The sequence below is a fragment of the Escherichia sp. E.sYA108 genome (assembly GCF_011754335.1).
Taxonomy (GTDB): Bacteria; Pseudomonadota; Gammaproteobacteria; order Enterobacterales; family Enterobacteriaceae; genus Escherichia; species Escherichia coli.
Genome location: NZ_JAAQVZ010000001.1, coordinates 3,273,770 through 3,295,522 on the forward strand (window position 1 = coordinate 3,273,770; position 21,753 = coordinate 3,295,522).

General features: G+C 51.3%; 17 protein-coding genes. 10 read left to right on the forward strand and 7 right to left on the reverse strand.

All coding sequences use genetic code 11. The features are described 5' to 3' along the window. Positions 1-9: 9 nt before the first annotated feature. The gene (rlmKL, locus tag HBM92_RS15835; RefSeq protein ID WP_001086546.1) at positions 10-2,118 is read right to left on the reverse strand and encodes a bifunctional 23S rRNA (guanine(2069)-N(7))-methyltransferase RlmK/23S rRNA (guanine(2445)-N(2))-methyltransferase RlmL; all 2,109 of its coding nucleotides are present in this window, start codon (positions 2,116-2,118) and stop codon (positions 10-12) included. Between the two features lie 97 nt (positions 2,119-2,215). Between rlmKL and ycbX the strand changes: the two genes are divergently transcribed. Then, positions 2,216-3,325, forward strand: a complete 1,110-nt coding sequence (gene ycbX, locus HBM92_RS15840; protein ID WP_000224304.1) for a 6-N-hydroxylaminopurine resistance protein YcbX — start codon at positions 2,216-2,218, stop codon at positions 3,323-3,325. Here the strand turns inward: ycbX and zapC are convergent. Both zapC and pyrD read right to left on the reverse strand, forming a co-directional pair. Beyond that, complete coding sequence (gene zapC, locus HBM92_RS15845) at positions 3,322-3,864, reverse strand: cell division protein ZapC (RefSeq protein ID WP_001295935.1); 543 nt, start codon at positions 3,862-3,864, stop codon at positions 3,322-3,324. The genes ycbX and zapC overlap by 4 nt on opposite strands. A 173-nt stretch (positions 3,865-4,037) precedes the next feature. Further along, positions 4,038-5,048 carry a quinone-dependent dihydroorotate dehydrogenase gene (gene pyrD, locus HBM92_RS15850; protein ID WP_001295934.1) on the reverse strand — a complete coding sequence of 337 codons (1,011 nt, stop codon included), beginning with the start codon at positions 5,046-5,048 and terminating at the stop codon, positions 4,038-4,040. Positions 5,049-5,284: 236 nt separating this feature from the next. Here pyrD and ssuE point away from each other — a divergent pair, with 236 nt between their 5' ends. Genes ssuE through ssuB form a run of 5 tightly spaced genes read left to right on the forward strand, consistent with a single transcriptional unit; the run spans position 5,285 to position 9,521 of the window. Then, positions 5,285-5,860, forward strand: a complete 576-nt coding sequence (gene ssuE / locus HBM92_RS15855) for an NADPH-dependent FMN reductase (RefSeq protein WP_001263943.1) — start codon at positions 5,285-5,287, stop codon at positions 5,858-5,860. Further along, positions 5,853-6,812, forward strand: coding sequence for an aliphatic sulfonate ABC transporter substrate-binding protein SsuA (gene ssuA / locus HBM92_RS15860; RefSeq protein ID WP_001226260.1), 960 nt, complete (start codon positions 5,853-5,855; stop codon positions 6,810-6,812). Before ssuE ends, ssuA begins: the two co-directional genes overlap by 8 nt. Further along, the gene (gene ssuD, locus HBM92_RS15865; protein WP_000055976.1) at positions 6,809-7,954 is read left to right on the forward strand and encodes an FMNH2-dependent alkanesulfonate monooxygenase; all 1,146 of its coding nucleotides are present in this window, start codon (positions 6,809-6,811) and stop codon (positions 7,952-7,954) included. Before ssuA ends, ssuD begins: the two co-directional genes overlap by 4 nt. A gap of 11 nt (positions 7,955-7,965) precedes the next feature. Further along, complete coding sequence (gene ssuC / locus HBM92_RS15870; RefSeq protein WP_000235189.1) at positions 7,966-8,757, forward strand: aliphatic sulfonate ABC transporter permease SsuC; 792 nt, start codon at positions 7,966-7,968, stop codon at positions 8,755-8,757. Then, on the forward strand, positions 8,754-9,521 hold the full coding sequence (ssuB, locus tag HBM92_RS15875; protein WP_001090484.1) for an aliphatic sulfonates ABC transporter ATP-binding protein: 768 nt from the start codon (positions 8,754-8,756) through the stop codon (positions 9,519-9,521). Before ssuC ends, ssuB begins: the two co-directional genes overlap by 4 nt. A 194-nt stretch (positions 9,522-9,715) precedes the next feature. On the opposite strand, the gene pepN is transcribed toward ssuB, so the two are convergent. After that, entirely contained in the window at positions 9,716-12,328 is a 2,613-nt protein-coding gene (gene pepN / locus HBM92_RS15880) for an aminopeptidase N (protein ID WP_000193866.1), read from the reverse strand. Between the two features lie 265 nt (positions 12,329-12,593). Between pepN and pncB the strand changes: the two genes are divergently transcribed. The 4 genes from pncB (at position 12,594) to aspC (ending at position 18,431) form a co-directional block, all read left to right on the forward strand. After that, positions 12,594-13,796 (forward strand): nicotinate phosphoribosyltransferase, encoded by a 1,203-nt coding sequence (pncB, locus tag HBM92_RS15885; protein WP_001304764.1) that lies wholly within the window; start codon positions 12,594-12,596, stop codon positions 13,794-13,796. Positions 13,797-13,964: 168 nt separating this feature from the next. Continuing rightward, positions 13,965-15,365 carry an asparagine--tRNA ligase gene (gene asnS / locus HBM92_RS15890; protein WP_000117881.1) on the forward strand — a complete coding sequence of 467 codons (1,401 nt, stop codon included), beginning with the start codon at positions 13,965-13,967 and terminating at the stop codon, positions 15,363-15,365. A 602-nt stretch (positions 15,366-15,967) separates the two neighbouring features. Next, on the forward strand, positions 15,968-17,056 hold the full coding sequence (gene ompF, locus HBM92_RS15895) for a porin OmpF (RefSeq protein ID WP_000977927.1): 1,089 nt from the start codon (positions 15,968-15,970) through the stop codon (positions 17,054-17,056). A 184-nt stretch (positions 17,057-17,240) separates the two neighbouring features. Then, on the forward strand, positions 17,241-18,431 hold the full coding sequence (aspC, locus tag HBM92_RS15900) for an aspartate transaminase (RefSeq protein ID WP_000462701.1): 1,191 nt from the start codon (positions 17,241-17,243) through the stop codon (positions 18,429-18,431). A gap of 49 nt (positions 18,432-18,480) precedes the next feature. On the opposite strand, the gene gloC is transcribed toward aspC, so the two are convergent. From gloC to ldtD, 3 genes are all read right to left on the reverse strand, one after another. Then, positions 18,481-19,128 carry a hydroxyacylglutathione hydrolase GloC gene (gene gloC, locus HBM92_RS15905; protein ID WP_001109453.1) on the reverse strand — a complete coding sequence of 216 codons (648 nt, stop codon included), beginning with the start codon at positions 19,126-19,128 and terminating at the stop codon, positions 18,481-18,483. Positions 19,129-19,154: 26 nt separating this feature from the next. After that, positions 19,155-19,703: a YcbK family protein gene (locus HBM92_RS15910; protein ID WP_001295932.1), complete on the reverse strand. Its 549-nt coding sequence runs from the start codon at positions 19,701-19,703 to the stop codon at positions 19,155-19,157. A 180-nt stretch (positions 19,704-19,883) separates the two neighbouring features. Continuing rightward, positions 19,884-21,731, reverse strand: coding sequence for a L,D-transpeptidase (gene ldtD / locus HBM92_RS15915; RefSeq protein ID WP_000926019.1), 1,848 nt, complete (start codon positions 21,729-21,731; stop codon positions 19,884-19,886). Positions 21,732-21,753 lie beyond the last annotated feature (22 nt).

The window sequence follows — 21,753 nt, forward strand, 5'->3', positions numbered from 1 at the left end:
CTATTCCTTTCAGGCTGCGGTAATCAGCCAGCAGTTGTGGATCTGGCGGTTACGGGCGAAATCCTGGGAGAGCGTTTTTTGCGTAATTTCTTGTGCTTTCAGTCCCAGTTTCGCCAGGCCGTCGAGATCCATACGGAAGCCGCGTTTGTTGTTCGAGAACATGATCGTCCCACCTGCACGCAGCAGACGTTTCAAATCTTTCATCAGCGCCAGATGATCGCGCTGAACATCAAACGCATCTTCCATTCGTTTTGAGTTAGAGAAGGTTGGCGGATCGATAAAGATCAGATCAAACTGTTCATTTGCCTCACGCAGCCACGCCAGGCAATCGGCCTGAATCAGGCGATGCGCACGCCCGGTTAGGCCATTCAGACGCAGGTTGCGTTCTGCCCACTCCAGATAAGTACGCGACATATCCACGGTGGTGGTGCTGCGTGCACCGCCTAATCCCGCATGCACGGTGGCGCTGCCGGTATAAGAGAACAGGTTGAGGAAATCTTTGCCTTTGCTCATCTGACCGAGCATACGACGGGCGATACGGTGATCGAGGAACAGACCGGTATCGAGGTAATCCGTCAGGTTCACCCACAAGTGAGCGTTATATTCGGTAACTTCCAGAAACTCGCCCTTCTCGCCCAGTTTCTGGTATTGATTTTTGCCCTTCTGGCGTTCACGGGTTTTCAGCACCAGTTTGTTTGGCGCAATCCCCAGTACCGAAATGGTTGCAGCGATAATATCGAACAGACGCTGACGCGCTTTGTGCGCATCAATAGTTTTTGGCGGCGCATACTCCTGCACCACCACCCAGTCGGCATAACGGTCAACGGCAACGTTATATTCCGGCAGATCGGCGTCATACAGGCGGTAACATTCAATTCCTTCCTGGCGAGCCCACTTCTCGAATTTTTTGAGGTTCTTACGCAGACGGTTGGCGTAGTCTTCCGCTGCCATTACCGGTTTGCTGTCTGGTGTGCTTTCGGCAACATGGTAGTTTTTCTGTACGCAGTCCAGCGGGCCGTTTTTCGCCTTGTACTGTTTGTCTGCACGCAGCTGCAGGCAGCTTAGCAGATCCGGCGAGGCACTAAACAAAGAGAGATTCCAGCCACCGAACTGGTTTTTCATGATTCGGCCCAGCAGACTATGCAGCGCAATCAGCGCCGGTTCGCTGTCCAGACGTTCACCGTATGGCGGGTTGCTCAACACTGTACCGTACGGCCCTTTCGGCAGCGGATTGGCCAGTTGCGCGACATCGTTCACCTCAAAGGTGATCAGTTCACCAATCCCCGCAAGACGGGCGTTAGTGCGCGCACGTTGAATCACCCGTGCGTCACTGTCCGAACCGTAGAAATGGGAGCTATACTCCGCCAGGCCTTTACGGGCACGAGTTTGCGCTTCCGCTTTCACTTCCTGCCAGATAGCTTCATCATGCTGCGTCCAGCCGCTAAAGCCCCAACGCCCACGGTGCAAGCCCGGTGCGCGGTCGGTCGCCAACATAGCCGCTTCAATCAGCAACGTACCTGAACCACACATTGGATCGAGCAGCGGTGTTCCTGGCTGCCAGCCGGATCGCATCACAATAGCGGCTGCCAGGGTTTCTTTGATCGGCGCAATGCCAGCACGATCGCGATAGCCACGCAGATGTAAACCATCACCACTGAGATCAAGGGCGATACTGGCGGTTTCTTTATGCAGCCAGACGTTAACGCGGATATCCGGCGCATCGCGATCAACATTTGGACGCGGCAGATTTTTCCGCGTGAAAGCATCGACGATCGCGTCTTTCACTTTCATCGCACCGTACTGACTGTTGCGTATGGTGTCATTCAAACCACTGAAGTGGACAGCGAAGGTCGCGCCAGGATTAAACATCTCTGTCCAGTTGATCGCCTGAACACCGAGATAGAGGTCTAAATCGCTGTAAACCTTACACTCGCCCAGCGGCAACATAATACGCGAGGCCAGGCGGCTCCACATCAGGCTCTGGTAAACAAGCCGTGTGTCGCCCTTGAAATGGACCCCACCCTGAACCACCTGGCATTCAACGGCCCCCAGGTTTTCCAGTTCAGTTTTTAACAGCTCTTCCAGCCCACGGGCCGTACTGGCAAACAGAGAATTCATATTGTCACTTTTACTCTAAGAAAATTGTTGCGCATTATAGCTAATAAGCGCGTCATGTCATAAAGTTGAGGGCTTATTTTCATTTGAGGACCGCACCGTGGCGACATTAACCCGGCTTTTTATTCATCCTGTTAAATCGATGCGCGGCATTGGTCTTACACATACCCTGGCAGATGTCAGTGGTCTGGCCTTCGATCGCATCTTTATGATCACGGAACCTGACGGTACGTTTATTACCGCTCGCCAGTTTCCGCTAATGGTACGGTTTACTCCTTCACCCGTGCATGATGGCTTGCATCTCACCGCACCAGATGGCAGTAGTGCATATGTTCGTTTTGCTGATTTCGCCACACAAGACGCACCAACCGAAGTTTGGGGCACACATTTTACCGCGCGAATTGCGCCAGACGCGATCAACAAATGGCTAAGTGGATTTTTCTCCCGCGAAGTGCAATTACGCTGGGTGGGGCCACAAATGACCCGGCGCGTGAAACGCCACAACACTGTACCCCTGTCATTTGCTGATGGCTATCCTTACCTTCTTGCTAACGAGGCCTCGTTACGTGATCTCCAACAACGTTGTCCGGCCAGTGTAAAAATGGAGCAATTCCGCCCCAATCTGGTGGTTTCCGGTGCATCGGCCTGGGAAGAAGATAGCTGGAAAGTGATTCGCATTGGTGATGTCGTGTTTGATGTGGTTAAGCCTTGTAGCCGCTGTATTTTCACCACCGTCAGCCCAGAAAAAGGGCAAAAACATCCGGCAGGCGAACCATTAAAAACGCTGCAATCTTTCCGTACTGCCCAGGATAACGGCGATGTCGATTTTGGTCAGAATTTAATTGCCCGTAATAGCGGCGTGATTCGCGTTGGCGACGAGGTGGAAATTCTGGCAACGGCTCCGGCTAAAATTTACGGCGCAGGTGCCGCTGATGATACTGCCAACACCACGCAACAACCGGACGCAAACGTAGATATTGACTGGCAGGGACAGGCATTTCGTGGAAATAACCAACAGGTGCTGCTGGAGCAATTAGAAAATCAGGGAATTCGTATCCCTTATTCTTGCCGCGCGGGCATTTGTGGAAGTTGCCGTGTTCAGCTTTTAGAAGGCGAAGTCACGCCGCTAAAAAAATCAGCAATAGGCGATGATGGCACTATTCTTTGCTGTAGTTGTGTACCGAAGACTGCGCTTAAGCTGGCGCGTTAGACTGCCTGTTCGAGGCTGAAGCTGTCAACATTAACCTGCGGTTTCAGCCTGTCGTTCATGATTTTAATGGCGTCGCCCAACTGCATCGCGCGACCCGCAATAACAACGCAGGGTTGTGCCAGTAGACATAGCGCGGCATTCTCGCCAGATTCAACGACCAGTAAATTCACTTGCTCATGAGTGTCGCTCAACCAAACGTAGGCCGCATCGCCCGGCATGGGCATCCACATTTCACCATGAGATACAAAATGCCAGCTTTTCGGCATTTGCGGTTTGAGATAACGAATTGCTACCAGTGCATTCAGCACCAGTTCGGCTTTTTGTTCTTTAGATAAATTAAAATCGCGGCACTTTTCTTCAAAAGAGAAATAGAGCGCGGCGTCATCAACGCAAAAACCTGCGGGAGAAAAGGCATCTGGAGTCAACATTTTGCGCGCAAAACGTGAGCGAAATAGCATACCATTGGCTAAATCGAGCATCATTCGATCGTGCTCTTCATCGTAATACCAACGCCAGTTATCGTCTGGTTTAATTCGCATCTGCCACTCCCCAACCTTATAAAACCGCAGCGACACAATCCATTGTCGCTTCGCTTAATAACCTCAACAATAAAAGTACAAAATGTCTAAATAAGCAACAGCGATGAATATAAAACAACCAGGGCTGAAAATAAAGCCCTGATTATCTTATAAAGAGGAATTTGAAGAAATAATTAGATATGGGTAACGATTTCTTTAATCAGCGGCGGACCTTTAAAAATAAAACCAGAATAAATTTGCACCAGTGAGGCACCCGCAGCAATCTTTTCACGCGCAGCGATAACCGAGTCAATGCCGCCAACACCAATAATCGGCAAGCGTCCGTTTAATTCCTGTGACAAGCGGCGAATAATTTCGGTGCTTTTTAACTGAAGCGGACGACCACTTAAGCCACCGGTTTGATCACAATTTTTCATTCCCTGAACCAGAGAACGATCGAGTGTGGTATTGGTTGCAATAACGCCATCAATATTATGGCGAACTAAACTATCGGCAACCTGGATCAATTCTTCTTCAGAAAGATCCGGCGCGATCTTCACTGCGATCGGCACATATTTATGGTGCATCACTTGCAAATCATTTTGTTTATTTTTAATCGCAGTTAAGAGATCATCCAGCGCTTCACCATATTGCAGTGTGCGTAATCCTGGGGTATTTGGCGATGAAATATTGATGGCGATATATCCCGCATAGGCATAGATTTTTTCCATACAAATCAGATAGTCATCTTTACCCTGCTCCACCGGCGTATCTTTATTTTTGCCGATGTTAATACCCAGAACGCCGTCATAATGGGCTTTTTTTACGTTCTCTACGAGGTTATCAACGCCAAGATTATTAAAGCCCATACGGTTGATCAAACCTTCGGCATCTACCAGACGAAAGAGACGCGGCTTGTCATTACCTGGCTGGGGACGTGGCGTGACGGTACCGATCTCGATGGATCCAAATCCCATCGCGCCTAACGCGTCAATGCACTCCCCGTCTTTATCAAGACCGGCTGCCAGACCAAGCGGATTTTTAAACGTCAGGCCCATGCAGTTAACAGGTTTCGCAGGCACTTTCTGCCGCACCAGTGCTTCAAACGGCGTTCCTGTAATACGGCGTAATTGCTGAAAAGTAAACTCATGAGCGCGCTCTGGATCGAGCTGGAAAAGGGCTTTACGAACGAAGGGGTAGTACATGAACTCTCCTGGATTCCCGGTGTGCAAACCGGGGGCGTATTATGTGCGAGTTCGGACCAAAAGGGAATTGACCTGCGGCAATAAATAGCAAACGTTTTCTTATTGCGCTTTTTTTATGCTTTTTTTGGCTTTTCTTCCTCAGATAAATCATTTCGACTCGCGGACGCCCTCTGTCAGACTGACCGAATTGTTATCAATGTTAACAAAACAAGAACAATTGGTTATAAGGAGAGAGTATGCGTGTCATCACCCTGGCGGGTAGTCCTCGCTTTCCTTCTCGCTCCAGCTCCTTGCTGGAATATGCGCGGGAAAAACTAAATGGCCTGGATGTAGAGGTTTATCACTGGAATTTGCAAAACTTCGTCCCGGAAGATCTGCTTTATGCTCGTTTCGATAGTCCGGCACTCAAGACCTTCACCGAACAGCTGCAACAGGCCGATGGGCTGATTGTCGCCACGCCTGTGTATAAAGCCGCCTATTCCGGTGCACTGAAAACCCTGCTCGACCTGCTGCCAGAACGTGCGTTGCAAGGCAAAGTGGTGCTGCCGCTGGCGACAGGCGGCACCGTGGCCCATCTGCTGGCGGTCGATTATGCCCTTAAGCCAGTTTTAAGTACGCTGAAAGCCCAGGAGATCCTGCACGGCGTGTTTGCCGATGACTCGCAATTAATTGATTACCAACACAAACCCCAGTTCACGCCAAATCTGCAAACTCGTCTTGATACCGCGCTAGAAACTTTCTGGCAGGCGTTGCACCGCCGCGATGTTCAGGTTCCTGACCTTCTGTCTCTGCGAGGTAATGCCCATGCGTAAGATCATTAAACTGGCGCTGGCGGGTTTACTTAGCGTCTCTACACTTGCTGTTGCCGCGGAGTCTTCGCCAGAGGCGTTACGTATAGGCTATCAAAAAGGCAGTATTGGTATGGTGCTGGCAAAAAGCCACCAGTTACTGGAAAAACGCTATCCGCAAACAAAAATCTCCTGGGTGGAGTTCCCCGCTGGCCCACAGATGCTGGAGGCGTTAAACGTTGGCAGTATCGATCTCGGCAGTACCGGGGATATTCCGCCAATCTTTGCCCAGGCTGCCGGGGCTGATTTGGTATACGTGGGCGTCGAGCCACCGAAACCCAAAGCCGAAGTGATTCTGGTGGCAGAAAACAGCCCGATCAAAACCGTAGCCGATCTTAAAGGTCACAAAGTTGCCTTTCAGAAAGGTTCCAGTTCGCACAATCTTTTACTGCGAGCCCTTCGCCAGGCCGGGCTTAAATTCACGGATATTCAGCCCACTTACCTGACGCCTGCCGATGCCCGCGCCGCGTTCCAGCAAGGTAACGTTGACGCCTGGGCTATCTGGGATCCCTACTACTCCGCTGCATTATTACAGGGCGGCGTGCGGGTGCTGAAAGACGGCACCGATCTCAATCAAACTGGATCGTTTTATCTGGCAGCTCGTCCGTATGCAGAAAAAAACGGCGCTTTTATTCAGGGTGTGCTGACAACCTTTAGTGAGGCCGATGCGTTAACCCGCAGCCAGCGCGAACAAAGCATCGCTTTACTGGCAAAAACGATGGGCTTACCGGCACCGGTTATTGCTTCGTATCTGGATCATCGTCCTCCCACCACCATCAAACCGTTGAGCGCTGAAGTTGCCGCCTTACAGCAGCAAACGGCAGATCTGTTTTATGAAAACCGTCTGGTGCCGAAAAAAGTCGATATTCGCCAGCGCATCTGGCAGCCCACTCAACTGGAAGGAAAACAATTATGAGTCTGAATATGTTCTGGTTTTTACCGACCCACGGTGACGGGCATTATCTGGGAACGGAAGAAGGTTCACGTCCGGTTGATCACGGTTATCTGCAACAAATTGCGCAAGCGGCGGATCGTCTGGGCTATACCGGTGTGCTGATCCCGACGGGGCGATCGTGTGAAGATGCGTGGCTGGTGGCGGCGTCGATGATCCCGGTGACACAACGGCTGAAGTTTCTTGTCGCCCTGCGCCCCAGCGTAACCTCACCTACCGTTGCCGCCCGTCAGGCCGCCACGCTTGACCGTCTCTCTAACGGACGTGCGTTGTTTAACCTGGTCACAGGCAGCGATCCACAAGAACTGGCAGGCGACGGCGTGTTCCTTGATCATAGCGAGCGTTACGAAGCCTCGGCAGAATTTACCCAGGTCTGGCGGCGGTTGTTGCTTGGCGAGACTGTGGATTTCAACGGCAAACATATTCATGTACGCGGAGCCAAACTGCTCTTCCCGCCGATTCAACAGCCGTATCCTCCGCTTTACTTTGGCGGATCGTCAGATGTCGCCCAGGAGCTGGCGGCAGAACAAGTTGATCTCTACCTTACCTGGGGCGAACCACCGGAACTGGTAAAAGAGAAAATCGAACACGTGCGGGCGAAAGCTGCCGCGCATGGACGCAAAATTCGTTTCGGTGTTCGTCTGCATGTGATTGTTCGTGAAACCAACGACGAAGCGTGGCAGGCCGCCGAGCGGTTAATCTCGCGTCTTGATGATGAAACTATCGCCAAAGCACAGGCCGCATTCGCCCGAACGGATTCCGTAGGACAACAGCGAATGGCGGCGCTACATAACGGCAAGCGCGACAATCTGGAGATCAGCCCCAATTTATGGGCGGGTGTTGGCTTAGTGCGCGGCGGTGCCGGGACGGCGCTGGTGGGCGATGGTCCTACGGTCGCCGCGCGAATCAACGAATACGCTGCACTTGGCATCGACAGTTTTGTGCTTTCGGGCTACCCGCATCTGGAAGAAGCGTATCGGGTCGGCGAGTTACTGTTCCCACATCTGGATGTCGCCATCCCGGAAATTCCCCAGCCACAACCGCTGAATCCACAAGGCGAAGCGGTGGCGAATGATTTTATCCCCCGTAACGTCGCGCAAAGCTAAGGAACACGATGATGGCAACGCCAGTGAAGAAGTGGTTATTGCGCGTTGCCCCCTGGTTTTTACCGGTGGGCATCGTGGCGGTGTGGCAACTGGCCTCCTCGGTTGGCTGGTTATCGACGCGTATTTTGCCCTCACCGGAAGGAGTGGTGATGGCGTTCTGGACGCTCTCTGCCAGCGGCGAATTGTGGCAGCATCTGGCGATCAGCTCCTGGCGTGCGCTGATTGGTTTTTCAATTGGCGGATCGCTGGGATTAATTCTGGGGCTGATTAGCGGGCTGTCACGCTGGGGTGAGCGACTGCTGGATACCTCCATTCAGATGTTGCGCAACGTGCCGCATCTGGCGCTGATCCCGCTGGTGATTTTGTGGTTTGGCATTGATGAATCCGCAAAAATCTTTCTGGTGGCGCTCGGTACGCTATTCCCCATTTATATCAACACCTGGCATGGCATCCGTAATATCGACCGTGGGCTGGTGGAGATGGCACGTAGCTATGGATTATCCGGCATACCGCTGTTTATCCATGTGATCCTGCCTGGTGCCCTGCCCTCAATTATGGTCGGTGTGCGTTTTGCGTTGGGCCTGATGTGGCTGACGCTGATCGTTGCCGAAACTATTTCTGCCAATTCCGGCATTGGTTATCTGGCGATGAATGCGCGGGAGTTTCTGCAAACGGACGTGGTGGTAGTCGCTATTATTCTTTACGCCCTGCTCGGCAAACTTGCTGACGTCAGCGCGCAGCTGTTAGAACGTCTCTGGTTGCGCTGGAACCCGGCTTATCATTTGAAGGAGGCCACGGTATGAATACGGCTCGTCTGAACCAGGGCACACCATTGTTGCTCAATGCAGTAAGCAAACATTACGCGGAAAATATCGTCCTGAACCAACTGGATTTACATATTCCGGCAGGTCAGTTTGTGGCGGTGGTGGGCCGCAGCGGCGGTGGCAAAAGTACTCTGCTGCGCCTGCTGGCAGGTCTGGAAACGCCAACCGCAGGCGACGTGTTAGCGGGCACCACACCGCTGGCTGAGATTCAGGATGATACGCGAATGATGTTTCAGGACGCGCGTCTGCTGCCGTGGAAATCGGTGATTGATAACGTTGGGTTAGGCCTTAAAGGCCAGTGGCGCGATGCGGCGCGTCAGGCTCTGGCTGCGGTAGGACTGGAGAATCGCGCGGGGGAATGGCCTGCCGCACTTTCTGGCGGGCAGAAACAACGTGTGGCGCTGGCAAGGGCGCTGATTCATCGACCAGGTTTATTGTTGCTTGATGAACCACTCGGTGCGCTGGACGCTTTAACGCGACTCGAGATGCAGGATTTGATTGTGTCGCTTTGGCTGAAGCACGGTTTTACCGTTTTGCTGGTGACGCATGATGTGAGCGAAGCGGTGGCGATGGCTGACCGGGTGTTGTTAATTGAAGAGGGAAAAATTGGTCTGGATTTGACGGTGGATATCCCCCGTCCGCGCCGGTTAGGGTCGGTACGATTAGCAGAGCTGGAAGCGGAAGTGTTGCAGCGGGTGATGCAACGTGGGCACTCTGAACAACCGATTCGACGTCATGGTTAATATGCCGGATGTGGCGCACAAAACCAGCATTTTCAACGGGATTGTAGGCCTGATAAGACGCGTCAAGCGTCGCATCAGGCAGTTGGGCACGACTGCCTGATGCGGCGTGAACGCCTTATCCAGCCTACAAAACCAGCAATTTCAACGGACTTGTAGGCCTGATAAGACGCGTCAAGCATTTTGGCTCAAAAGTATCAAGCCAGTGCTTTGGTGATCTTCTCGTACAGATCGCCAGAGAGATTTTCCAGCCCTTTCAACTGTTCCAGCGCCGCGCGCATTTTCTCCTGACGTTTGGCATCGTAACGTTTCAGGCGAATCAGCGGCTCAATCAGGCGTGAAGCCACCTGCGGGTTACGGCTGTTGAGGTCGGTAAGCATTTCCACCAGGAACTGGTAACCGCTGCCATCTTCGGCATGGAACGCTGCCGGGTTGCTGCCCGCAAACGCACCAATCAACGAACGAATGCGGTTCGGGTTGCTCATGGTAAATGCGCGATGCTGCAACAGACCACGTACCGTCTCCAGCACATTCGCCGCCGGGCTGGTGGCTTGCAGGATAAACCATTTATCCATCACCAGACCGTCCTGATGCCACTTGTCGTCGTACTCCTGCATCAGCGCGTCACGGCATGGCAGTTGTGCAGCAACCGCCGCAGAAAGCGCCGCCAGCGCATCAGTCATATTGTTTGCTTCGTGGAACTGCTTGCTCACCAGCACGTCAGCCAGATGCGTTTCACCAAAAGCGAGGAAGCGCAGGCAGGCATTACGCAGAGTGCGTTTTGCAATATCTTCATGCTCAACACGGTACTCGCTCTGGTAATTCGCGTTGTAAATAGCCAGCAGCTCATCTGCCAGTTCAGTCGCCAGAGTACGAGTGAGTGCTTCGCGTACTTCGGCAATAGCAATCGGGTCGATGATATCGAACAGTTCTGCCATTTCATTGACGGAAGGCAGCGTCAGGATTTCTGCCGCCAGCGCCGGATCAATCTTCTCATCGAGCAGCACCGCGCGGAAAGCGTCAGCCACATGCACCGGCAGAGACAACGGCTGCCCTTGCTGATGACGGGCGACGTTCAGCTTGATGTAGGTTGCCAGCAAACTTTGCGCCGCGTCCCAGCGAAAGAAATCATTACGCGCATGACGCATCAGGAAGGTCAGTTGCTGATCGCTCCACTTATATTCCAGTTTCACTGGCGCAGAGAATTCGCACAGCAGCGCAGGCACCGGCTGGAAGTAGACATTATCAAAAACAAAGGTCTGTTCCGCCTGGGTGACGTTCAGCACGGAATTCACCGGATGACCGCCTTTCTGCAACGGGATCACTTTGCCTTCGTTGTCATACAGTTCGATGGCAAACGGAATATGCAGTGGTTGTTTTTCTGCCTGATCCGGTGTAGCTGGCGTGCGCTGGCTGATGGTCAGGGTGTACTGCTCAGTTTCCGGATTGTAGTCGTCTTTGACGGTCACAACCGGCGTGCCGGACTGGCTGTACCAACGGCGGAAATGGGAAAGATCGACATTCGACGCATCTTCCATCGCCTGCACAAAATCGTCACAGGTCGCTGCGCTACCATCATGACGCTCGAAATAGAGCTGCATCCCTTTCTGGAAATTTTCTTCGCCAAGCAGAGTGTGGATCATACGAATCACTTCCGCGCCCTTCTCGTAAACGGTCAGGGTGTAGAAGTTGTTCATTTCAATGACCATATCCGGGCGAATTGGGTGCGCCATCGGGCTGGCGTCTTCTGCAAACTGCAATCCGCGCATGGTGCGCACATTATTGATACGGTTTACCGCGCGGGAACCAAGGTCAGAGCTGAATTCCTGATCGCGGAAGACGGTTAAACCTTCTTTCAGACTGAGCTGGAACCAGTCGCGGCAGGTGACACGGTTGCCGGTCCAGTTATGGAAATATTCATGGCCGATAACGCGTTCAATATCGAGGTAATCTTTGTCGGTGGCGGTGTCGGTGCGGGCCAGCACATATTTGGAGTTAAAGATATTCAGCCCCTTATTCTCCATTGCGCCCATATTGAAGAAATCCACCGCGACGATCATATAGATGTCGAGGTCATACTCCAGGCCGAAGCGTTCTTCATCCCATTTCATGGAGTTTTTCAGCGAGGTCATTGCCCACGGCGCACGATCAAGGTTGCCACGATCGACATACAACTCCAGCGCCACTTCACGGCCAGAGCGGGTAGTGAAGGTATCGCGCAGTACATCAAAATCACCAGCCACCAACGCAAACAGGTAACACGGTTTCGGGAACGGGTCCTGCCACTGTACCCAATGACGTCCATTTTCCAGTTCACCTTGCGCAACGCGGTTACCATTGGAAAGCAGGAAGGGATATTTGGTTTTATCGGCAATAATTTTGGTGGTAAAACGCGCCAGCACATCCGGGCGGTCGAGATAATACGTAATATGGCGGAAACCTTCGGCTTCACACTGGGTGCAAAGCGCATCGCCTGACTGATAAAGCCCTTCCAGCGCAGTATTCGCCGCCGGGCTAATTTCATTAACGATCTTAAGCGTAAAACGCTCCGGCAAATTACTGATGACCAGTGCGCCCTCTTCTTCTTTCCAGGCGGTCCACGGCTCATCATTAATATGAACAGAAACCAGTTTGAGGTCTTCGCCGTTGAGACGAAGCGGAACATCTGATGCACCATGACGGACAGCCTGGCTGACCGCGGTAACGACCGTCTTTTGCGCGTCCAGGTCAAAGGTCAAGTCAATATCAGTAATCTGGTAATCCGGCGCACGATAATCGTGACGGTATTTGGCTTGTGGCTGTTGAGTCATAAATAACCTTTAGCATCTTTTATAGAGTCTGGTGTTCAGTCTATTCCTGTTGCGTAAATCGCGCTATGCAGAATCTTCATCTTTTCAGGTACAAACGCCTTTATTGCTACATTTTTATAACATACACCGCGTTATGCCATCGACCAGAAAGGTGGCATATGGTGTGATCGGGGTTCAATAAATTGCGAAACAAGGTATACTCCAGCAGTTCCTGAAGATGTTTATTGTACTAAACGCTCCTGTACGAGGACGCTACTGCGCACCTATGACACAATTCGCTTCTCCTGTTCTGCACTCGTTGCTGGATACAGATGCTTATAAGTTGCATATGCAGCAAGCCGTGTTTCATCACTATTACGATGTGCATGTCGCGGCGGAGTTTCGTTGCCGAGGTGACGATCTGCTGGGTATTTATGCCGATGCTATTCGTGAACAGGTTCAGGCGATGCAGCACCTGCGCCTGCAGGATGATGAATATCAGTGGCTCTCTGCCCTGCCTTTCTTTAAGGCCGACTATCTTAACTGGCTACGCGAGTTCCGCTTTAACCCGGAACAAGTCACCGTGTCCAACGATAATGGCAAGCTGGATATTCGTTTAAGCGGCCCGTGGCGTGAAGTCATCCTCTGGGAAGTTCCTTTGCTGGCGGTTATCAGTGAAATGGTACATCGCTATCGCTCACCGCAGGCCGACGTTGCGCAAGCCCTCGACACGCTGGAAAACAAATTAGTCGACTTCTCGGCATTAACCGCCGGTCTTGATATGTCGCGCTTCCATCTGATGGATTTTGGCACCCGCCGCCGTTTTTCTCGCGAAGTACAAGAAACCATCGTGAAACGTCTGCACCAGGAATCCTGGTTCGTGGGCACCAGCAACTACGATCTGGCGCGTCGGCTTTCCCTCACGCCGATGGGAACACAGGCACACGAATGGTTCCAGGCGCATCAGCAAATCAGCCCGGATCTAGCCAACAGCCAGCGAGCTGCACTTGCTGCCTGGCTGGAAGAGTATCCCGACCAACTTGGCATTGCATTAACCGACTGCATCACTATGGATGCTTTCCTGCGTGATTTCGGTGTCGAGTTCGCCAGTCGCTATCAGGGCCTGCGCCATGACTCTGGCGACCCGGTTGAATGGGGTGAAAAAGCCATTGCACATTATGAAAAGCTGGGAATTGATCCACAGAGTAAAACGCTGGTTTTCTCTGACAATCTGGATTTACGCAAAGCGGTTGAGCTATACCGCCACTTCTCTTCCCGCGTGCAATTAAGTTTTGGTATTGGGACTCGCCTGACCTGCGATATCCCCCAGGTAAAACCCCTGAATATTGTCATTAAGTTGGTAGAGTGTAACGGTAAACCGGTGGCGAAACTTTCTGACAGCCCTGGCAAAACTATCTGCCACGATAAAGCGTTTGTTCGGGCGCTGCGCAAAGCGTTCGACCTTCCGCATATTAAAAAAGCCAGTTAATATCATCAGGGAGCTAATCGGCTCCCTTTTTTTACCTTTAATTCCGAAATCTTTCGCTGCATTTGCGAATTCTGCTTGTCTGATTGCAGATGCCAGGTAACATAGGTATCCCCCCATTTACGGGTGGACAAGTGTTTATTTTTTCCGACTATTAACAGAGAGAATATTATGAGCGTTGTGCCTGTAGCCGACGTACTCCAGGGCCGCGTAGCCGTTGACAGCGAAGTCACCGTGCGCGGATGGGTACGTACCCGCCGAGATTCAAAAGCTGGCATCTCCTTCCTCGCCGTTTATGACGGTTCCTGCTTTGATCCTGTACAGGCTGTCATCAATAATTCTCTGCCCAATTACAATGAAGACGTCCTGCGTCTGACCACCGGCTGCTCGGTCATTGTGACGGGTAAAGTCGTGGCGTCGCCGGGCCAGGGGCAACAATTTGAAATTCAGGCCAGCAAGGTTGAAGTTGCTGGTTGGGTTGAAGATCCAGACACTTACCCGATGGCGGCAAAACGCCACAGCATTGAGTATCTGCGTGAAGTCGCTCACCTGCGTCCGCGCACAAACCTGATTGGTGCCGTCGCGCGCGTTCGCCATACGCTGGCGCAGGCGCTGCATCGCTTCTTTAACGAGCAGGGATTCTTCTGGGTTTCAACGCCACTGATTACCGCATCTGATACCGAAGGTGCAGGCGAAATGTTCCGTGTTTCTACGCTGGATCTGGAAAACCTGCCGCGTAACGATCAGGGCAAAGTGGATTTCGACAAAGACTTCTTTGGTAAAGAGTCTTTCCTGACCGTATCTGGCCAGTTGAACGGCGAAACCTACGCTTGCGCATTGTCCAAAATTTATACCTTCGGCCCGACTTTCCGTGCTGAAAACTCCAACACCAGCCGTCACCTGGCGGAATTCTGGATGCTGGAGCCGGAAGTGGCGTTTGCTAACCTGAACGATATCGCAGGTCTGGCTGAAGCCATGCTGAAATATGTCTTCAAAGCGGTTCTCGAAGAACGCGCTGACGACATGAAATTCTTCGCTGAACGCGTAGATAAAGATGCCGTTTCACGTCTGGAACGCTTCATTGAGGCCGATTTCGCGCAGGTGGATTACACCGACGCAGTGACCATTCTCGAAAACTGCGGCAGGAAGTTTGAAAACCCGGTTTACTGGGGCGTCGATCTCTCTTCTGAGCATGAGCGTTATCTGGCGGAAGAACACTTTAAAGCACCAGTAGTGGTTAAAAACTATCCGAAAGATATTAAAGCGTTCTATATGCGCCTTAACGAAGACGGTAAAACCGTTGCGGCTATGGACGTTCTGGCTCCGGGCATCGGTGAGATCATTGGTGGCTCCCAGCGTGAAGAACGTCTGGACGTGCTGGACGAGCGTATGCTTGAAATGGGCCTGAACAAAGAAGATTACTGGTGGTATCGCGATCTGCGTCGCTACGGTACTGTTCCGCATTCAGGTTTCGGTCTTGGTTTTGAACGCCTGATTGCTTACGTAACTGGCGTGCAAAACGTACGTGATGTTATTCCGTTCCCACGTACTCCGCGTAACGCCAGCTTCTAATTTAGCGTCTTCAAGAGCCAGCGCCCGCTGGCTCTTTTTTTATCCTTTCTGTCAAGTTATCTGTTTGTTAAGTCAAGCAATCTATTTGCAACCCCGCCATAACGATCATCCTGTTACGGAATATTACGCTGCAACATTTACGCACAAAAAATAATCTGCATTCTTATTGCGGATTAGTTTTTTCTTAGCTGATAGCACAATTTTCATACAAATTTTTGGCATTCTGGATGTCTGAAAGAAGATTTTGTGCCTGGTCGATAAAGTTTCCATCAGAAACAAAATTTCCGTTTAGTTAATTTAAATATAAGAAAATCATATAAATAGATAAAAATTGCTGTAAATATCATCACGCTTCTATGGAAATATGACGGTGTTCACAAAGTTCCTTAATTTTTACTTTTTGTCACATACTTTTTCTTTTTGAAACTAAATCTTTATCTTTGTAGCACTTTCACGGTAGCGAAACGTTAGTTTGAATGGAAAGATGCCTGCAGACACATAAAGACACCAAACTCTCATCAATAGTTCCGTAAATTTTTATTGACAGAACTTATTGACGGCAGTGGCAGGTGTCATAAAAAAAACCATGAGGGTAATAAATAATGATGAAGCGCAATATTCTGGCAGTGATCGTCCCTGCTCTGTTAGTAGCAGGTACTGCAAACGCTGCAGAAATCTATAACAAAGATGGCAACAAAGTAGATCTGTACGGTAAAGCTGTCGGTCTGCATTATTTCTCCAAGGGTAACGGTGAAAACAGTTACGGTGGCAATGGCGACATGACCTATGCCCGTCTTGGTTTTAAAGGGGAAACTCAAATCAATTCCGATCTGACCGGTTATGGTCAGTGGGAATATAACTTCCAGGGTAACAACTCTGAGGGCGCTGACGCTCAAACTGGTAACAAAACGCGTCTGGCATTCGCGGGTCTTAAATACGCTGACGTTGGTTCTTTCGATTACGGCCGTAACTACGGTGTGGTTTATGATGCACTGGGTTACACCGATATGCTGCCAGAATTTGGTGGTGATACTGCATACAGCGATGATTTCTTCGTTGGTCGTGTTGGCGGCGTTGCTACCTATCGTAACTCCAACTTCTTTGGTCTGGTTGATGGTCTGAACTTCGCTGTTCAGTACCTGGGTAAAAACGAGCGTGACACTGCACGCCGCTCTAACGGCGACGGTGTTGGCGGTTCTATCAGCTACGAATACGAAGGCTTTGGTATCGTTGGTGCTTATGGTGCCGCTGACCGTACCAACCTGCAGGAAGAGTCTTCCCTTGGCAAAGGCAAAAAAGCTGAACAGTGGGCTACTGGTCTGAAGTATGACGCGAACAACATCTACCTGGCAGCGAACTACGGTGAAACCCGTAACGCTACGCCGATCACTAATAAATTTACAAACACCAGCGGCTTCGCCAACAAAACGCAAGACGTTCTGTTAGTTGCGCAATACCAGTTTGATTTCGGTCTGCGTCCGTCCATCGCTTACACCAAATCTAAAGCGAAAGACGTAGAAGGTATCGGTGATGTTGATCTGGTGAACTACTTTGAAGTGGGCGCAACCTACTATTTCAACAAAAACATGTCCACCTATGTTGACTACATCATCAACCAGATCGATTCTGACAACAAACTGGGCGTAGGTTCTGACGACACCGTTGCTGTGGGTATCGTTTACCAGTTCTAATAGCACACCTCTTTGTTAAATGCCGAAAAAACAGGACTTTGGTCCTGTTTTTTTTATGCCTTCCAGAGCAATCTCACGTCTTGCAAAAACAGCCTGCGTTTTCATCAGTAATAGTTGGAATTTTGTAAATCTCCCGTTACCCTGATAGCGGACTTCCCTTCTGTAACCATAATGGAACCTCGTCATGTTTGAGAACATTACCGCCGCTCCTGCCGACCCGATTCTGGGCCTGGCCGATCTGTTTCGTGCCGATGAACGTCCCGGCAAAATTAACCTCGGGATTGGTGTCTATAAAGATGAGACGGGTAAAACCCCGGTACTGACCAGCGTGAAAAAGGCTGAACAGTATCTGCTCGAAAATGAAACCACCAAAAATTACCTCGGCATTGACGGCCTCCCTGAATTTGGTCGCTGCACTCAGGAACTGCTGTTTGGTAAAGGTAGCGCCCTGATCAATGACAAACGTGCTCGCACGGCACAGACTCCGGGTGGCACTGGCGCACTACGCGTGGCTGCCGATTTCCTGGCAAAAAATACCAGCGTTAAGCGTGTGTGGGTGAGCAACCCAAGCTGGCCGAACCATAAGAGCGTCTTTAACTCTGCAGGTCTGGAAGTTCGTGAATACGCTTATTATGATGCGGAAAATCACACTCTTGACTTCGATGCACTGATTAACAGCCTGAACGAAGCTCAGGCTGGCGACGTAGTGCTGTTCCATGGCTGCTGCCATAACCCAACCGGCATCGACCCTACGCTGGAACAATGGCAGACACTGGCACAACTCTCCGTTGAGAAAGGCTGGTTACCGCTGTTTGACTTCGCTTACCAGGGTTTTGCCCGTGGTCTGGAAGAAGATGCTGAAGGACTGCGCGCTTTCGCGGCTCTGCATAAGGAGCTGATTGTTGCCAGTTCCTACTCTAAAAACTTTGGCCTGTACAACGAGCGTGTTGGCGCTTGTACTCTGGTTGCTGCTGACAGTGAAACTGTTGAACGCGCATTCAGCCAAATGAAAGCGGCGATTCGTGCTAACTACTCTAACCCACCAGCACACGGCGCTTCTGTTGTTGCCACCATCCTGAGCAACGATGCGTTACGTGCGATTTGGGAACAAGAACTGACTGATATGCGCCAGCGTATTCAGCGTATGCGTCAGTTGTTCGTCAATACGCTGCAGGAAAAAGGCGCAAATCGCGACTTCAGCTTTATCATCAAACAGAACGGCATGTTCTCCTTCAGTGGCCTGACAAAAGAACAAGTGCTGCGTCTGCGCGAAGAGTTTGGCGTATATGCTGTTGCTTCTGGTCGCGTAAACGTAGCTGGGATGACACCAGATAACATGGCGCCGCTGTGCGAAGCGATTGTGGCAGTGCTGTAAGCGTTAAAACCGATGAAGCCCGCTTGAAAGCGGGCTTTTTTATGCACCTTTACCAGACGGGCATTTCGTCTTGCAGGAAGGGATTATGCAGGCGCTCATAACCAAGTGTGGATAATGGTCCGTGACCCGGAATAAATGTCACGTCATCCCCCAGTGGCAGCAATTTATCTTTGATTGAAGAAATCAGTTGATTATGATCGCCACGCGGGAAGTCACTGCGCCCTACTCCACCTTTGAAAATAACGTCGCCAGAAATCAGCAGCTTTGCCCGATCATCAAAAAACACGACATGACCCGGCGTATGCCCAGGGCAATGTAACACCTGTAAAGTCACATTCCCTATGCTGATGGTATCGCCTTCGTTCAGCCAACGATCTGGCGTCAGCGGCTGGCACTCTTCCAGACCAAACATACGACTTTGCGCAGGCAAGCCTTGCAGCCAGAACTCATCTTCTTTTTCCGGGCCAAAAACCGGCACGCCGTAATGTTGCGCCAGTTCCGCCGCTGCGCCAACGTGGTCCAGATGACCATGAGTCAGCAGGATCTGCATCAGTGTCAGGCCGCTGGCATCAACTTCCTGTTTGATTTTTTCCGCATCGCCGCCAGGATCGACCAGTGCGGCCAGACGGGTTTGTTCACACCAGATCAATGAACAGTTCTGGGAGAATGCGGTGACCGGAATAATACGATAGTTCATACTGCCCCTGTTTCGTTAAGCGATTACTACCAGTGCCGTGCTGGCCCGGTATCAATATGCACAAAGTTACTACGTGGGTAATATCCTACACCACCTGCGCGCATAGATAACGCGGCTTTGCGAATATTGCTTAACGCGATACCTTCAATGTGGAAATCCATCGCCTGGCCTTTAGTGTGATAGCTTTTCTTCGCTACTCCACGGCTGCGGGCGCGTAGTTCATTGTTGGTATCAATGGAACGATAACCGGAAATGAGTTGCACCGGTTTGCGGGTGCCTAACAACCCTTGCAGGCGATACAACTGGTCGAATAATCCTGGGTCGATGGACTTTATTTTGTTCGCGCGGTAATCGCGGAAAAAATGGTTAAGTTTTGCCAATTCTTCCTGAATATAGCCTCTGCCATCGAAAAACTCCGCTTTGATTGACTCTCCGGTATGAAGATTATTGAGTGTCAAAATGCGCGGGCGTGGGGTAGAGAGTGTTGCAAACGCCGGGGTCGGCAGGATGGCGGCACCGAGTGCAACGCCACCAAGCGCCAGCAGTTTGCGGCGATTAGCGTCGAATTTGTCCATGATAATCAAGTCTACAGGTCAATGTTATCGTTTATATGCACTTCTGGCGCACAAGAGGCACCTTAACCGCCCGTAAAGCAGACGTCAAGATGACTCAACCCCAGCAGTGACGGGGGCTGCAGAGAATCGCCCCCGATCATGCTAATTATTACGACAACTGATTTCCCCGAACTGCTTCATTTACCTGATTAATTGTTCCGCTTTCGATACGATTTGCGAGCTGGATCGCGCAGGCAGATCATAATTGTAAATATCTGTACGATACTGGGTACGACCATCTGCACCAACAAAGGCCGTCAGATAGTAGAGATTCACCGGAATCGACTGCCGAATATTGACGTAACGCGTATCGCCCTGCTTCAGCGCATCAGAAATACGTTTGTCATTCCAGCCTGCATCCTGCAACAGCATATTCGCCAGATCGGAAGCTTTATTCACTCGTACACAGCCTGAGCTCAATGCGCGTGTATCACGCTTGAACAGATTGTGGTTCGGCGTGTCATGCAAATAAATGGCCTCTGAACTCGGCATATTGAATTTATAGCGCCCCAGCGAGTTCCGTGGGCCTGGAGCCTGCTGGAAGCGGAACGGTAAATTCGAGGCCGTGATTGTAGACCAGTCAACCTGCCATGGGTCAATCGCTTCTCTGTTGTTCCAGCCGCGCATCACCGTATAGCCATGGCTTTCGAGATATCCCGGATCGTTGCGCACTTTCGGCAGAATATCTTTGCGTGCCAGAGTTGGTGGGACGTTCCACGGCGGGTTTACCACTACGTTGTTAAGGGCACTGCTCATCATTGGCGTTTTGCGATCGGGGCGACCGACAATGACTCGCGAATCCAGCACCTGATTGCCGTTCTGATAGTAGACCAGCGAATAGGCCGGAATGTTAACCATGATCCCGGTAGAAAGCTCTGTTGGCAGCAAGCGCAATCGCTGGATGTTGAGTGCCAACACGCCAGCACGCTGGGCGGGCGTTACGTTTAACCAGTCACGCGTTGCCGGGCCAATAGCACCATCTGCCCCCAATCCTTGCCATGCCTGAAAACGTTTAACGGCTTCCACCAGTTCATTATCGTAGGCGGCACGAACGACAGGCGCAGGTTTACTACGAGACGTAGTTTGCTTGTCCATCGGCTTAGTTTCTGCTGTTTCAATAGTAACAGCGGATGGGCTGACTACCGCGTCAGTTGGCGTGTCATCGCCAGGTAGCGTAATTTTCGGTCCCCCGTCCAACATGCCTGTACGTTGCAATATTTCGCGCAACGCCGGTACGTCGTTACTCCACTGTCCTGGGCGCAACGTTGCTTTGCCGGTCAGTTGGGGCCACGGTTTGGTGTCACTGAGTAAGGCCAGTAACGATTCATGCATCGCCGCATATTGCGGATGCTGCGGTGCCAATCCTACAACAAACGTCGGCAATTGACCTTTATCCAGCGCCAGCTGCCATTGGTTAATCACCGAAAGCGGCGGCGTTGAAAGCGCATAAGGTTTACTGCTATATAGCCAGCGAGTGCCTTTGACCGGAATATTTGCAATGAAATGGAGATAGCCCATCATCGCATCAGAGAGCACCACGTCGCGTGTCATCCCGTTAACACCAGGATCGGTCAGTAACTCTACCCATTTATTAAACTGCGGCTGGAAACCGGCAATCGCCACCTCTGCCAGCTGTTGCTGGAAGGCTTTAACAGCATCACGGTTTTCCCACATGGGTTGCATATCGCGTGCGGCATACAACAGTTGAAGCTGGTTAAGATAAACCGGCTTGTAACCTGCGGGTAATTGAGATTCGATTTGCGTGCGGGCTTTTTCTGCCGCACCTTCAGGCAATGGCTGGATCCCCGCCATTATTGCCGTGGCTTGCGCCTGCGGCAGTGCCTCGCCCTGTTCACTGACAGCCACCGGGCTGTCGCCAGGGATTACTTCAGGCTCATCGGCCTGCGCATTGAACAGTGGAGCGAATGTTACGGCCAGGCACAAACTGATTGCCGACAGCCGACGACCACACATCATATTAAGCAACATCCCTTGCCCCCTGTTTTTATCA